This is a genomic window from Profundibacter sp. (assembly GCF_056498605.1).
Window position 1 is genome coordinate 1 of record NZ_JBSMEZ010000055.1, and the last position, 13,951, is coordinate 13,951.

Here is a 13,951-nt window from a genome sequence, read left to right on the forward strand (position 1 = left end):
GCACCAACCAACCGCACCGCATCGCTTTCACACACCAAACGCACCAGCATCTGGCCCATCCGCCCCGATACCCCGTTCACCACAATCCCCGGTAAATCGCTCATTTTTCGCTCCTTGAAATCCGCCAGATCAGTTTGCCCCGCTTGCACCGCGCGCGCAACCTGCTTAGATGCACATCATGGCAAAGCAAACACACCATTCCTCGCGCGGGCCAACCCAGCGCCAGTTGCGCGTCGGCGAATTGATCCGCCGTGCGCTTTCGGACATCCTGAACCGTGGTGATATCCACGATCCGGACCTGAACCGCATGTCGATCACTGTCGGCGAGGTCCGCACATCGCCCGACCTGCGGGTCGCCACCGCGTTTATCCTCCCCTTGGGTGGCAAAGGCAAAGACGAAGCCCTGCTCGCCCTGCGCACCAACCGTTATGAAATCCGCCGCGCGGTCTCTAAAACGCTGGCCCTGAAATATTCACCCGAAATCCGGTTCCTGATCGACGAAACCTTTGATCAAATGGACGACACCCGCCGCATGCTGGCCCAAGATGACGTAATACGCGACACCCAAGGCGTGGGCGAAGGGGATGGCGATGGAGGCGGCGAATGATCCGCATTCTGCTCGCCCTTTTCCTGATCCTGCCCGGCGTAGCATCCGCCTGCGAAATCCTGACCCATTATAAAGCCAATGATTACACCATATGCGAAATCTCGATCACCGATGACCTGCGCCTGTTTCACTCGGATACCAGCGGTAAACTCTACGGCAGTTTTGGCCAAATCAACGACACCCTCGCGACCCAAAACCAGACCCTCGGCTTTGCCATGAACGCAGGCATGTACCATCAAGACAGAACCCCCGTCGGCCTGTTCATCGAAAATGGCACAGAAATCACCCCCCTCGCTGACGGCGGCACTTACGGCAACTTTGGCCTCAAACCCAACGGCGTTTTCTGTTTCAGCAAACAGCACTTCAGCGTGATCGAAACCAACATCTATCGCCTTCTTAAAGCCAATTGCCCAAACGCCACCCAATCCGGCCCGATGCTGGTGATCGACGGCGAACTGCACCCCCGTTTCCTCCTCGATGCCACCTCGCGTTACATCCGCAACGGCGTCGGCGTAACGTCGGATGGAACGCGCGCCTTCTTTGTAATCTCCAACACCCGCGTCACATTTCACGAATTCGGCTCTCTGTTCCGCGACCACCTGAAAACGCCCAATGCGCTCTATTTCGATGGCAAAGTTTCGCGCCTTTATGCGCCAAACCTGAACCGTCATGATACAGGGTTCCCGCTTGGTGTTATCGTTGGATCTGTGATCCCCCGTTGACGCGTGGGCGCAGTCGCACTAAACGCCACAATCTAACCTAAACCGGAGCACACCCTTGGGACGCAGACGCAAAAATGGCCGCGACATTTCCGGCTGGCTGGTGATTAATAAACCCGCTGGCATCACCTCGAACGCGGTGGTGAACAAAGTTCGCTGGGCGATGGATGCCAAAAAGGCAGGCCACGCAGGCACGCTTGACCCCGAAGCAACCGGCGTGTTGGCGATTGCCCTGGGCGAAGCCACCAAAACCGTGCCCTATATTACGGGTGCGCAAAAGGCCTACCGCTTCACCGTGCGCTTGGGCCAAGCCACCAACACAGATGATACCGAAGGCGAGGTGATCGCCAGCTCCGACGCGCGCCCGTCTGATGATGAAATTCGCGCAGCCCTGCCCCAGTTCGTAGGCGACATAATGCAAGTCCCGCCGCAATTCTCAGCCGTCAAAATCGACGGCGAACGCGCCTATAAACTGGCCCGCGCTGGCGCGGAAATCGAAATCAAAGCCCGCCCGCTCTGGGTCGAAGAACTGGAGATGGTGGAACGTCCTGACCCCGACCACGTCATCCTTGAAATGATCTGCGGCAAAGGTGGTTACGTTCGTTCCATCGCCCGCGATCTAGGCGAATTTCTGGGCTGCCACGCCCACGTCAAAACCCTGCACCGCGTCTGGTCCGGCCCGTTTGAGGCACACGATGGCATCAGCATGGAAACCGTGGAAAAACTGGCCAAAACCGGCGACATCGACCAATACCTACGGCCATTAGAGGAGGGCCTCGCCGACCTCCCCGAACTGCGCTGCACCGCTGAAGCCGCCGCAAAGCTACGCCACGGCAACCCCGGCATGGTGATCACATCCGACGTGGAATATGGCGACGAAGCATGGGCCTCTCTCGATGGCAAAGCCGTCGCTGTAGGCACTTATAAATCCGGCGAGCTCCACCCAACGCGCGTGTTCAACATCCCTTCTTAACCCTTTCATCTTTTCCTAAATACCTGCGCCGCAGGCATAGAATTTCTTCTGTACTACCCCCTCGACAATCACAGCATTCCTGCCAATAGTCCCCCTATGCAGCCCGCCGAAAAACCCGCCGCCTCGATCTGGGAAACCACCAGCCCTACGCGCACGCCGACCCCCGCCCTGACCGAACCGACCAAGTGCGAAATCGTTGTGATCGGCGGTGGCCTCACCGGCCTTTCCGCCGCGCTGCATCTGGCCCGAAAGGGCCACCAAGTTACCTTGCTCGAGAGCCACACAATCGGCTTTGGCGGATCAGGCCGCAACAATGGCCAAGTCATCCCGATCCTCTCCGCCGCCGAACCTGACCGGATCGAGCGTGAATACGGCGAGGTCGGAACCCGCTTCGTCAACCTGCTGCAAAACAGCGCCACCACCTTGTTCGACCTGATCCGCACCGAAAAAATCGACTGCGAGGCAAACCAGACCGGCTGGTTCCAACCCGCCCATTCCGTCGCCCACATGCGCCTGTCAGAATCCCGCACCGCGGCATGGCAAAAACGCGGCGCCCCCGCCCGCCTGCTCACCCGCGATGAATCCCGCGACCTGATCGGCTCCGCCCAATGGCATGGCGGCATGTTCAACCCGACAGGCGGCCACATCAACCCGTTGATGTTCACCCGCGGCCTCGCCGAAACCTGCACAAAATCAGGCGTCACCATCCATGAAAACACCCCCGTCACCAAAGTCAGCCGTGCTTGCCAAAACTGGCTGATCAAAACCCCTGGCGCAACCATCATCGCGGGCGCCGTCCTGCTGGCCACCAACGCCTACACCGGCGGTATCGCCCCCCCAATTAAACGCTCATTTATCCCGATCACCTCATGGCAAATGGCGACCGAACCGCTCACCGATGAACAAAATGCCAGCATCCTGCCGACAAACCCCGCCATCTCCGACACCCGCGGCGACCTACAGTTCTTTCGCAAAGACGCCGAAAACCGCCTGATCACCGGCAGCGCCCTAATGTTCAAAACCAACGCCCACGCACGCCTTCGAAAATACATCGCTAAACGCCTGACCAAAACCTTCCCACAACTGCCAAACCCGCAATTCAGTCACATCTGGTGCGGCTACGTCGGCATCACCACCGATTTCTTCCCGCGCTTCCACCATCTGGGGCCAAACTACGTCGGTTTCGCCGGCTACAACGGTCGCGGCCTCGCCCTGACCATCCCGCTTGGCATTCAACTGGCCGAGGCCCTGCTCGGCGCCAAACAAGCCGACCTCGCCATCCCGCTGTCCACCCCAAACCCGATCCCGTTTCACACCATCGCCAAACACGTCGCCCCCGCCGCGCTAACCAAATATCGCTACCGCGATAAACGCCCACCCCGCTTGTAAGGATTCGATATGACCAAACCATCCCAAATGCCGATGATAGAAAAGCGCCGGATCGAGGCCGAGCTGATCAAGGAAATATATGACGTGCTAAAATCGCGCGTTGGCAAAGAAGAAGCACAAGAAATCATCCGCATTTCCATCGCCAATTCCGCCATCACACAAGGCCGTGAATTCCGCGCTGGGTACGACCACATGCCGACCCTTGCGGACCTCGCCGCCAACCATCACCTGTGGGATGCCGATGACGCGTTGGAGCGCACCTATCTGCAAGAAACCGACACTCATCTGGACTACAACATCACCCGATGTGAATACGCCAAAATGTATCGCAAAATGGGGCTGGGTGAAATCGGCCACTTGCTATCATGCAACCGCGATGGCAGCTATTGCATCGGCTTTTCCGACAATATTGAGCTGACCCGCACCCAGACCATCATGGAGGGTGCCGACCATTGCGATTTTCGCTACCGCATAAAACCCAGCACTAAATAACCTCTTCTTCTTGCCGTAAATACCTCCGCCGGAGGCCCAAAATCTCTTATGAACAACCCCGACAAAGAGTCATATGGTTTTCATATGCGATTCATATGGAATTCATATACCCATTTTTCACCCATCTCATGCCGCATCAAAATCCAGTACCAGCTTTTTGGACGTTGGCCGCGTCTGGCACGCCAACGTAAATCCGGCCTCCAGCTCCCACGGTTCCAGCGAATAATTCGTCGCCATTTCCGATGTGCCTTCGGTCACCCGGCACCGGCATGTGCAGCACATTCCACCCTTGCAGGAATAGGGCAATTCCAGCCCTTGCCGTCCGGCCGCTGCCACGATGTTTTCATCACCCTCCTCAACCGAAAACCGCTTGCGCGTCCCGTCCAGAATAACCTCGACCTCAACCCCGCTTTGCGCCACCTCCCGTGCCGCTTTTGAACGCTGCTTTGGCGCTTCACCATCTGGTGTAAACTGCTCGCTGTGAATGTCACCTGCCGCCACCTCCAACCTAGCCAAAGCATCGGAAACGTCCGCAATCATCTCGCCCGGACCACACAGAAAAACCCCGTCTGCCACGGCCAGATCAATCGCACCGGCCTTGGCCATCTGGGTAATTTTCTCGCCGGTGATCCGGCCATTCAGCAGCGGCACATCCTGCTCCTCGCGGCTTAAAACGTGGATCAATGTGAACCGCCCCATATACTGATCTTTCAGCGCTTCCAACTCGCTGCGAAACATCACATGGGCAAAATCTCGGTTGCCATAAATCATCGTCACCGTCGCCCCGCGTTCCAGCGCAGCCGATGCAATCGACACCATCGGCGTCACCCCCGACCCCGCCGCGATCAGCAGCACATCGCGTTGCTCCGCCAGCCTGAAACGCCCCTCGGGTTCCATCACCAGAATGCTTTCACCCGCCTGCAATCCTTGGGCATAAGTCGAGAATAAACCACCCTCAACCTGTCGCACTCCGACACATAACGCACCCTTCGGAGCGCTGGCAATCGAGTAGGACCGCCGCACATCCTCACCGTTAATTTCAGCCCGTAAAGTCAGATACTGCCCTGGTACATAGGCAAAGATTTTGGCCAATTCCTTAGGCACCTCAAACACCAAAGCCACTGCGTCCGCACCCTCTTGCCAGACCTCGGAAATCACCAGTTCATGAAATGCCATTGCACTCTCCTCAAATACATTTGAAATAGTCAAACGGCTCCAGACAATCCTTGCAGCGGTAATGCGCCTTGCAAGGTGTCGAGCCAAATTCGCTAAGTTTTTCAGTCACTTCAGATCCACATCGTGGACAGGCCACAACGGTTTCGCCAAACAATGCCCGCTTGGAATTACTGGCCTGACTCGGCGGCGCGATCCCGTAGGCGCGTAGCTTCTCACGCCCCTCATCCGTGATCCAGTCGGTCGTCCACGCAGGCGTTATCACCCGCTCAATCCGCGCCTGATAGCCCGCGCCACGCAATGCCTCGGCCACAGCCTCCTCGATGAATTGCACAGCTGGACAGCCCGAATAGGTCGGCGTGAGTTTGGCCACCACCACATCGCCCTCCATCACCACCTCGCGCAGAATTCCCAGATCAGCGACGGTCACACATGGCACCTCGGGGTCGGGCACCGCTGCTGCCACCGCCCATGCCTTATCCGCCATAGTCACCATATCGCCCCAGGATGAACCCGCTGCAAATACTGCATGTTCGAAAGCATCCGACCCAGAACCTCGCTATGCTCGCCAATGCGCCCGCCAACCTGTCCATAAACCGGCTCAGGCCACTCCAGCCCAGCCTCGCCAAATACAGATTTCACCGTCGCATCCCAAGCAGGGCGCAACGCTGCACGATCCGGCAACACTTCACAGTCACTTGGCGTAAACATCTCTTCCCAATAAGGATGCAACGCTGCCACCGCAGCCTGCATCCGCACACCACTTTCCTTGGTGCCGTCCCCCAGCCGAACGACCCATTCCGCCGCGTGACGAATGTGATACCCCATCTCTTTCACAGCCTTGCCGGCAATGCCCGCAATTACCGTGTCATCCGACGCCAACGCCGCCTGCCAAAACGGCTCCATGAAAGCTGCAAAATAGAACTGCCGCAACATGGTATGAGCAAAATCCCCGTTCGGTCGCTCCACCAGCAAACAGTTCAAATACTCCCGCTCACTACGCAAATAGGCCAGATCATCCTCGCTGCGCCCCTTGCCCTCAACCTCTGCGGCATAGGTATATAAAGACCGCGCTGTGCCAATCACATCCAGCGCAAAATTGGACAGCGCCAAATCCTCTTCCAGCATCGGCGCATGGCCACACCATTCTGACAACCGATGCCCCAGCACCAGATGATCATCCGCCAGCTCGATCAGTGCCCGATACAGAGCCATCACATATGCCCCACATCATCAGGAATTTCATAGAACGTCGGATGGCGATAAATTTTGTCCTCTGCGGGATCAAAATTCTCCCCCGCCCGCGCAGGATCACTCGCCGCAATCGCACTTGAGCGAACCACCCAAATCGAATTCCCTTCCTCGCGACGCGTATAAACATCCCGCGCTGCACTTAACGCCAACGCCTCGTCCGCCGCGTGTAAACTGCCCACATGTTTATGCGCCAACCCATTGCGTGGCCGTATAAAAACTTCCCAAAGCGGAGTCTCGTTGCCCATCTTTATTCCCTTCTTCTTTTCCTAAATACCTCGGGGGGCGCGGGGGGTTGGCCCCCCGTTCCTGCCCTTAATTCCTACTCAGCCGCCAGTTTAGCAGACCGCTTCTCTGCATGTGCCAACGCCGCTTCCCGAACCCAGGCACCGTCATCCCAAGCCGCCTTGCGCATCGCCACACGCTCGCGGTTCATCACCCCGTCACCTTTGACCACGCGCCAGAATTCATCCCAGTCAATGTCACCATGCCGGTAACCACCCTTGCCACCATTCAAACTATCGTCCCATTTCAAATCAGGGTCCGGCACCGTCAGCCCCAAAAACTCGGCCTGCGGCACCGTCGCGGCAATAAACTTCTCACGTAGCGCATCATTGGAAAACCGCTTGATCTTCCATTTCATCGACTGCTCGGAATGGGCACTGTCACCGTCATGCGGACCAAACATCATCAAAGAAGGCCACCACAAACGGTTCAACGCATCCTGCGCCATGTCCTTTTGCGCCTTAGTGCCAGCGCATAATGTCAGCATGATCTCGTAGCCCTGCCGCTGGTGAAACGATTCCTCGGCACAGACTCGAATCATCGCCCGCGCATAAGGCCCATATGAACACCGGCACAATGCGATCTGGTTCATAATAGCTGCGCCATCGACTAACCAACCTACCGCCCCCATATCAGCCCAACTCAAAGTTGGGTAATTGAATATCGACGAATATTTTGCCTTGCCTGAATGCAATTCCTCGGTCATCTGCTCGCGGGTTACGCCCAGAGTTTCCGCCGCTGAATACAGATACAGCCCATGCCCGCCCTCATCCTGAACCTTGGCCAGCAATGCCAGCTTGCGTTTCAAACTCGGTGCACGGGTGATCCAGTTGCCCTCGGGCAGCATCCCGACAATCTCGGAATGGGCGTGCTGACCAATTTGTCGGATCAACGTGCGCCGATACCCTTCGGGCATCGGATCCATCGGCTCGATCTTTTCCTCGGCATCAATCCGCGCCTGAAAAACCGCCAAAAACTCGTCTGACTCTTCGGTGCGCCCATCGGCCCCGATCAACCCTTGTGAATACATAGTCGCGTCCTTTGTTTCCTACCCATGACAATACGTTACAAAACTTCCCCGTCAAAGCAATTTTTGTAATGCATTGAAAACTTGCACTTAGGCCATGATCCCCGAATAGTCCCAATATGAAAAACACACTTCTTTCCTTTGGCCACGGCTATTCGGCGCAGGCCCTTGGCCAACAGCTGATTCCCCTTGGCTGGCAGGTCATCGGCACCAGCCGCGATTCTGAAAACCTGCCTGCGATCCACGCACAGGGCGCCACGGCCATCCACTGGCCCGGCGACGATGTTTTGGGCGCGCTCGCCAGCGCCACACATCTGCTGATATCAATCGCCCCCACCGCCGAAGGCGACCCTATGCTGAACGCTCTGCGCGACCGGATCACTGCCATCGCGCCACAGCTAAAATGGGTCGGATACCTCTCGACCATCGGGGTTTACGGCAACCATGACGGCGCGTGGGTGGACGAGGATACCCCCCTGACTCCTGCCACGAACCGCGGTAAATTGCGTGTAAAAGCCGAAGCCGAATGGCAAGCCCTTGCCGCAGATACTGGCCTACCGCTGCACATCTTTCGACTTGCCGGAATTTACGGCCCCGGTCGCGGCCCGTTTGCCAAGGTGCGCAAAGGCACGGCACGCCGGATCGTTAAACCAAACCAGCTGTTTTCCCGTATTCATGTTGAAGATATCGCAACGGTTCTGGCAGCTTCAATCGCCCAACCAAACCCCGGACGCATCTATAATGTCTGCGATGACAATCCCGCCCCGCCACAAGACGTGATCGCTTATGCCGCCGAATTGCTTGGCCTTCCGATCCCCCCCGCTGAGGATTTCGCAACCGCCCAAATGACCGATATGGCACGCAGTTTTTACGCTGAGTCCAAATCGGTCAGCAACACACGGATCAAATCCGAACTGGGCGTGGCGTTGAAATACCCCACCTATCAGGTCGGGCTTCAGGCCTTGCTTAAGGTCTAGTGGCTATTTTGTAGCAGCCACCGCAAAGAACAACAGCGCCATCAATGGCACCAGAATACCACCGTCGGATGATACGGTTCCTGTCTCGACTGCTTGGGCTGTGACCATCGGCTCAACGATTGGATCGCTCAGACTACCGGAAAATGCAGGGAGTGCGGCAACGGCGAATGCCGCTGCAAGTGTAAGTTTCTTCATAACTGCCTCAGTTTGTTTTTTGTTATTAGGTTCCGTTAAACGGTTTGAAGAATCGCAAGTCTAGGAAATCGGCGAAAAACGGCCCATCATTGACAGAATTTGCGTGAACCTGTTGCGCGAAGGCCGCTTATCAGGCTCTTCGGCTCGATAAATCTGCAATCCCCAACACCTCAAGCACCTTGGCCTCTATATCCGGCGCACTCAAAGCGGCGCTGGCATACATCGCAGCAGGGCTGGCATGATCAATGAAAGTATCAGGGAATACCATCATGCGGAATTTCAGGCCTGTATCAAACACCCCTTCATCCGCCAGCAATTGCGCCACATGGCTGCCAAAACCACCCACAGCACCCTCTTCAATGGTGATCAGCGCCTCGTGGTCCGCTGCCAGTTGCAAGATCATCTCGCGGTCCAATGGCTTGGCAAACCGCGCATCGGCAATTGTCGGGGTGATACCCTTAGCCACCAATGCCTCGGCTGCTTTTTGAACCTCGGTAAGACGCGTGCCAAATGACAGAATTGCCACCCGCGCGCCTCCGGCCACAATCCGCCCCTTGCCAATTTCCAACGGCACACCGCGTTCAGGCAGCTCTACCCCCACGCCTTCACCGCGTGGAAACCGGAACGCGCTGGGGCTATCGTTGATCGACACGGCTGTGGCCACCATATGCACCAACTCGGCCTCGTCCGCCGCCGCCATCACCACAAAACCCGGCAGGTTGGCCAAAAACGCGATGTCGAACGCGCCCGCATGCGTTGGCCCGTCCGCACCCACCAATCCAGCCCGATCAATCGCAAACCGCACAGGCAAGCGCTGCACCGCTACGTCATGCACAATCTGGTCATAACCGCGCTGCAAAAACGTCGAATACATCGTGCAAAACGGCTTCATCCCGCCCGCAGCCAAGGCCGCTGAAAACGTCACCCCGTGCTGTTCGGCAATCCCCACATCAAAGCAGCGGCTACCATAGCGTTCGACAAACAGGTTCAACCCCGTGCCATCCGGCATCGCGGCTGTCACTGCGCAAATCTTGTCGTCCTCTGCCGCCTCTTGCAGCAATGCTTTGGCAAACACCGATGTGTAACTCGGCGCATTTGAGGGCGTTTTTTTCTGCTCGCCCGTCACCACATTGAACTGTGCGGTTGCATGGCCCTTGTCGCGGGCTTCCTCGGCAGGGGCATATCCCTTGCCTTTTTTGGTGATCACATGGATCAGCATCGGCCCCGTTGCGCGTTCCTTGACGGTGCGCAGAACTGGCAGCAATTGTTCCAGATCGTGGCCGTCAATTGGCCCGACATAGGAAAACCCCAGCTCCTCGAATAATGTGCCGCCCACGGTCATGGATTTCAACATGTCCTTGGCCCGCTTTGCGCCTTCCTGAAGCGGAAACGGCAGCAGGCTGACGGCCCCCTTGGCGGCTGATTTCAATTCCTGAAATGGCTCGCCAGCATACAGGCGTGACAGATAGGCCGACATCGCACCCACAGGGGGTGCAATCGACATCTCGTTGTCATTCAGAATAACGAACATGCGTTTTTTCAAATGACCCGCGTTGTTCATCGCCTCGTAAGCCATGCCCGCCGACATAGCCCCGTCACCGATCACTGCAACCGCATCACCAATACCGTGGTCCGGAGCCCCCCCCAGATCACGCGCGACTGCAAACCCCAAAGCAGCCGAAATTGACGTGGAGCTATGCCCAGCCCCAAACGGATCATAGGCAGACTCAGCCCGCTTGGTGAACCCTGACAATCCGTCCTCTTGGCGCAGGGTGCGAATACGATCGCGCCGTCCTGTCAGCACTTTATGCGGATAGCATTGATGCCCAACATCCCAGATCAACCGGTCCTTGGGAGCCTCGAAAACAGCATGGATAGCGACGGTCAATTCAACCACGCCCAGCCCTGCACCCAGATGGCCACCCGTCACAGACACCGCCGAAATCACCTCGGCCCGCAGCTCATCAGCCAGTTGGTTCAACTCGCGGTCGGACAACGCCTTCATATCGGCAGGAACTGTCACGCGGTCCAGAATCGGGGTTTTGGGTCTGTCGTTCATATCAATCCCAGTATCTCACATTTCGCGCGTAATAACGAATTGCGCAGCTTGTCGCAGGTTATCCGCCTTATCGCCATAAGGTTCAAGCGCAGCTTCGGCCTGCATGACCAACTCTGCTGCACGCGTCTTTGCGCCCTCTAGACCCAGCAATGATACAAACGTGGCCTTGCCCGCATCGGCATCTTTGCCCAGCCGTTTTCCGGCAAGCGCGGCATCGCCCTCGACATCCAGAATGTCATCGGCGATCTGAAACGCAAGGCCCAAGGCGCGGGCATATTGGCGCAAGGGGGTGACATCCGCCCGCCCCATCACCGCACCCGCCTCGGCCGACCAGCAAATCAACGCGCCGGTTTTACCATCCTGTAACCTTGTGATTTCATCCAGCGTCAACGGCGCACTCGCGGTCTCGGCTGAAATATCCAGCGCCTGACCCAGCACCATCCCCTGTGCCCCTGCGGCCCGCGCCATCGACGCAACCAGCGCCAGCCGAACCGCAGGATCATCCGACACTGCGTCGCTCGCCAACACTTCAAACGCCAAGGCCTGCAACGCATCTCCCGCCAGAACCGCCGTGGCCTCGTCCCATTTCACATGCACCGTTGGCTGGCCCCGCCGCAAATCGTCATCATCCATGCAGGGCAGATCATCATGCACCAATGAATAGGCATGCAATGCCTCGACCGCCGCCGCCGCATAGACCGCGCGTTCCGCCGCAACCCCGTGCAGGCGCGCACTTTCCAACACTAGAAACCCGCGCAACCGTTTACCGCCGCCCGTCGCGTATCGCATCGCATCGGCCACTTCCAAATCACCGAACGGGGTCAATACCTCCTCCAGACAGGCGCCAATCCGGCCCGCCGCGTCTGCCAGTGCATTTTGAAACATTACAGCCCTTCGACCGGTGTCGTCCCTGTTGGCTCGCCGCCCTCACCTAACGTGATCGCAGCCACTTTTTCCTCGGCCTCTTTTAACTTGGCCTCGCAGCGCTTTTTCAGCGCAGCACCCCGTTCATACAGGGTGATCGATTGCTCCAGCGGCACATCGCCCCGCTCTAGCTGGCCAACCACAGCTTCCAAAGCGGCCATCGCCTCTTCAAAGCTCATCTTGTTTACAGGTGTGTCGCTCATTCGCCGCGCTCCATCAAAACTTCTACATGCGCCGCAACCGACGCCGCCAACGCGTCCAGATCATACCCGCCTTCCAGAGTCGAGACAATGCGACCATCACAAACCTTATCCGCCAGATCGCAAATCCGGTGCGTCAGCCAGCGGAAATCCTCGGTCTCCCACTCCAGCCCTGCCAACGGATCAGAACGATGCGCATCAAATCCCGCCGACACCAAAATTAAACTTGGCTTGAACGCCTCGATCGTGGGCAAAATTTCACTGTCATACGCCGCACGCATCGTGTTACCACCACTGCCCTCGGACAGCGGGTAATTCAGGATATTATTATATTCACCGGTCTCCGTTGCCGCCCCCGATCCGGGATAAAGCGGCATCTGGTGCGATGAACAAAACAACACCCGCGCCTCTCTCCACAGCAGATCCTGCGTGCCATTACCATGGTGCACATCGAAATCCACAATCGCCACACGGCCCGCATCATGGTGCTCCAGCGCATATTTCGCCGCAATCGCCACATTGCCAAACAGGCAAAACCCCATCGGTTTTTCCCGCTCCGCATGATGCCCCGGCGGGCGCACCCCGCAAAACGCATTTTGCACCTCACCGCCCATCACCGCATCCACGGCGCGGATGTTCGCCCCGACCGCCCGCATCGCAGCATTCAACGTGCCCGCCGACATATGCGTGTCTGCATCCAGCGACATCCAGCCATCCGTAGGTGCGGCATCCCTGATCCGCTCAATATGCGCAGGTGGGTGGGCCAGCAGAATATGCGCCTCGTCCGCCATTGGGGCCTCTTCACGCTTTAAGCTTTTGAATTCAGGCGCGTCTAGCGCTGCCAACACATGTTCCAGTCGCGCCACCTGTTCGGGGTGACCTGCCGGTGTGATATGTAATGAACAATCGGGGTGCGTTAAAAATAATGTGGTCATTGGGTAAAGCTAGGGCAATACTGCAACTCAAACAAGTTTTGAACAAAACAGGATTTTACCTATGCGCTTCTTAATTACCCTTCTTCTATTCTTTCCAACCGCAACCCTCGCCCAGAATTTCACCGCGACCCTTGACGCTGACTTGACAGGCGACGGATTGATCGACCGTGCCGAATTGCGCGAAACCGATGAGGGCGGCGAGGCCGATCTGAACATCTGGGTCCGCAACTCCGAGGGGCAACTTGACCTGCTCTCAGAAGCAAAATCAGTGGTTTGGGTTGGCGGAATTGGCCAGCATCCGGAACTTGCAGTCACGCCGCATGGCTCACTACTGATCCGCTCAATGAACGAATCCATTGGCCGTGACCGCTGGCACCAGATCCTGACGGTGGCTTGGCGCGATGATACATTTGTGCTCGCCGGATTTACTTACAATTGGTATGACACGCTGGACCCTGAAAAAAGCGGGACTTGTGATGTGAATCTGTTGTCGGGCAAAGGCGTGCGCACCAGAGGCACGTTCCTGCGCGAAATAACTTTCCGCACCAAATCCCCCAGCGGCCCAATTGGTAAGTGGGATGGCAACCCGCCTACCGAATGCTTCCCCGATAACTAGCGCCTATTCCGGCGCCAGCATATATCCCGCCCCGCGCACGGTTTGCAGATAACGTGGCTGTTTCGGGTCTTCTTCGATCTTGCGCCGTAGCCGCGTGATCTGAACATCCACCGCGCGTTCTTGCGCTTG

Annotated in this window: 18 protein-coding genes and 1 pseudogene; 7 read left to right on the top strand and 12 right to left on the bottom strand. The window is 57.3% G+C overall.

Translation table 11 applies throughout. The features are described from left to right. Window positions 1-104: pseudogene (locus ACWB12_RS05695) on the bottom strand (4-hydroxy-tetrahydrodipicolinate reductase); the annotation flags it as partial. A gap of 74 nt (window positions 105-178) precedes the next feature. Between ACWB12_RS05695 and rbfA the strand changes: the two are divergent. From rbfA to ACWB12_RS05720, 5 genes are all read left to right on the top strand, one after another. Then, window positions 179-607 carry a 30S ribosome-binding factor RbfA gene (gene rbfA / locus ACWB12_RS05700; protein ID WP_479529097.1) on the top strand — a complete coding sequence of 143 codons (429 nt, stop codon included), beginning with the start codon at window positions 179-181 and terminating at the stop codon, window positions 605-607. Next, a complete protein-coding gene (locus ACWB12_RS05705; RefSeq protein ID WP_479529098.1) occupies window positions 604-1,329 on the top strand; it encodes a phosphodiester glycosidase family protein in 726 nt (241 codons plus the stop codon). Before rbfA ends, ACWB12_RS05705 begins: the two co-directional genes overlap by 4 nt. Before the next feature lie 55 nt (window positions 1,330-1,384). Beyond that, window positions 1,385-2,299, top strand: coding sequence for a tRNA pseudouridine(55) synthase TruB (gene truB / locus ACWB12_RS05710; protein WP_479529099.1), 915 nt, complete (start codon window positions 1,385-1,387; stop codon window positions 2,297-2,299). Between the two features lie 96 nt (window positions 2,300-2,395). Beyond that, entirely contained in the window at window positions 2,396-3,688 is a 1,293-nt protein-coding gene (locus ACWB12_RS05715; protein ID WP_479529100.1) for an NAD(P)/FAD-dependent oxidoreductase, read from the top strand. A 9-nt stretch (window positions 3,689-3,697) separates the two neighbouring features. Beyond that, window positions 3,698-4,180 carry an L-2-amino-thiazoline-4-carboxylic acid hydrolase gene (locus ACWB12_RS05720; RefSeq protein WP_479529101.1) on the top strand — a complete coding sequence of 161 codons (483 nt, stop codon included), beginning with the start codon at window positions 3,698-3,700 and terminating at the stop codon, window positions 4,178-4,180. Window positions 4,181-4,306: 126 nt separating this feature from the next. Here the strand turns inward: ACWB12_RS05720 and ACWB12_RS05725 are convergent, their stop codons facing one another. The 5 genes from ACWB12_RS05725 to paaA form a co-directional block, all read right to left on the bottom strand. Continuing rightward, a complete protein-coding gene (locus ACWB12_RS05725; protein WP_479529102.1) occupies window positions 4,307-5,356 on the bottom strand; it encodes a 2Fe-2S iron-sulfur cluster-binding protein in 1,050 nt (349 codons plus the stop codon). Window positions 5,357-5,366: 10 nt separating this feature from the next. Then, on the bottom strand, window positions 5,367-5,849 hold the full coding sequence (gene paaD, locus ACWB12_RS05730) for a 1,2-phenylacetyl-CoA epoxidase subunit PaaD (protein WP_479529103.1): 483 nt from the start codon (window positions 5,847-5,849) through the stop codon (window positions 5,367-5,369). Further along, window positions 5,843-6,568: a 1,2-phenylacetyl-CoA epoxidase subunit PaaC gene (paaC, locus tag ACWB12_RS05735; RefSeq protein ID WP_479529104.1), complete on the bottom strand. Its 726-nt coding sequence runs from the start codon at window positions 6,566-6,568 to the stop codon at window positions 5,843-5,845. Before paaC ends, paaD begins: the two co-directional genes overlap by 7 nt. Continuing rightward, on the bottom strand, window positions 6,568-6,852 hold the full coding sequence (gene paaB, locus ACWB12_RS05740) for a 1,2-phenylacetyl-CoA epoxidase subunit PaaB (RefSeq protein WP_479529105.1): 285 nt from the start codon (window positions 6,850-6,852) through the stop codon (window positions 6,568-6,570). The genes paaC and paaB overlap by 1 nt, the downstream gene beginning before the upstream one ends. A gap of 74 nt (window positions 6,853-6,926) precedes the next feature. Beyond that, complete coding sequence (paaA, locus tag ACWB12_RS05745) at window positions 6,927-7,919, bottom strand: 1,2-phenylacetyl-CoA epoxidase subunit PaaA (RefSeq protein ID WP_479529106.1); 993 nt, start codon at window positions 7,917-7,919, stop codon at window positions 6,927-6,929. Window positions 7,920-8,035: 116 nt separating this feature from the next. On the opposite strand from paaA, the gene ACWB12_RS05750 reads away from it, so the two are divergent. Continuing rightward, window positions 8,036-8,893 (top strand): SDR family oxidoreductase, encoded by an 858-nt coding sequence (locus ACWB12_RS05750; RefSeq protein ID WP_479529107.1) that lies wholly within the window; start codon window positions 8,036-8,038, stop codon window positions 8,891-8,893. Between the two features lie 3 nt (window positions 8,894-8,896). Here ACWB12_RS05750 and ACWB12_RS05755 read toward each other — a convergent pair whose 3' ends face one another. From ACWB12_RS05755 to ACWB12_RS05775, 5 genes are all read right to left on the bottom strand, one after another. Beyond that, window positions 8,897-9,088: a hypothetical protein gene (locus tag ACWB12_RS05755; protein ID WP_479529108.1), complete on the bottom strand. Its 192-nt coding sequence runs from the start codon at window positions 9,086-9,088 to the stop codon at window positions 8,897-8,899. A gap of 130 nt (window positions 9,089-9,218) precedes the next feature. Continuing rightward, window positions 9,219-11,147, bottom strand: coding sequence for a 1-deoxy-D-xylulose-5-phosphate synthase (gene dxs / locus ACWB12_RS05760; RefSeq protein ID WP_479529109.1), 1,929 nt, complete (start codon window positions 11,145-11,147; stop codon window positions 9,219-9,221). Window positions 11,148-11,162: 15 nt separating this feature from the next. After that, window positions 11,163-12,032, bottom strand: a complete 870-nt coding sequence (locus ACWB12_RS05765) for a polyprenyl synthetase family protein (RefSeq protein ID WP_479529110.1) — start codon at window positions 12,030-12,032, stop codon at window positions 11,163-11,165. Continuing rightward, window positions 12,032-12,274 (bottom strand): exodeoxyribonuclease VII small subunit, encoded by a 243-nt coding sequence (locus tag ACWB12_RS05770; RefSeq protein ID WP_479529111.1) that lies wholly within the window; start codon window positions 12,272-12,274, stop codon window positions 12,032-12,034. Before ACWB12_RS05770 ends, ACWB12_RS05765 begins: the two co-directional genes overlap by 1 nt. Continuing rightward, complete coding sequence (locus tag ACWB12_RS05775; protein ID WP_479529112.1) at window positions 12,271-13,206, bottom strand: histone deacetylase family protein; 936 nt, start codon at window positions 13,204-13,206, stop codon at window positions 12,271-12,273. The genes ACWB12_RS05770 and ACWB12_RS05775 overlap by 4 nt, the downstream gene beginning before the upstream one ends. A gap of 61 nt (window positions 13,207-13,267) precedes the next feature. On the opposite strand from ACWB12_RS05775, the gene ACWB12_RS05780 reads away from it, so the two are divergent. Further along, window positions 13,268-13,822: a hypothetical protein gene (locus ACWB12_RS05780; RefSeq protein ID WP_479529113.1), complete on the top strand. Its 555-nt coding sequence runs from the start codon at window positions 13,268-13,270 to the stop codon at window positions 13,820-13,822. Between the two features lie 3 nt (window positions 13,823-13,825). Here ACWB12_RS05780 and ACWB12_RS05785 read toward each other — a convergent pair. Next, window positions 13,826-13,951 (bottom strand): winged helix-turn-helix domain-containing protein (locus ACWB12_RS05785; RefSeq protein WP_479529114.1); only part of this gene is annotated, 126 nt, incomplete at its 5' end.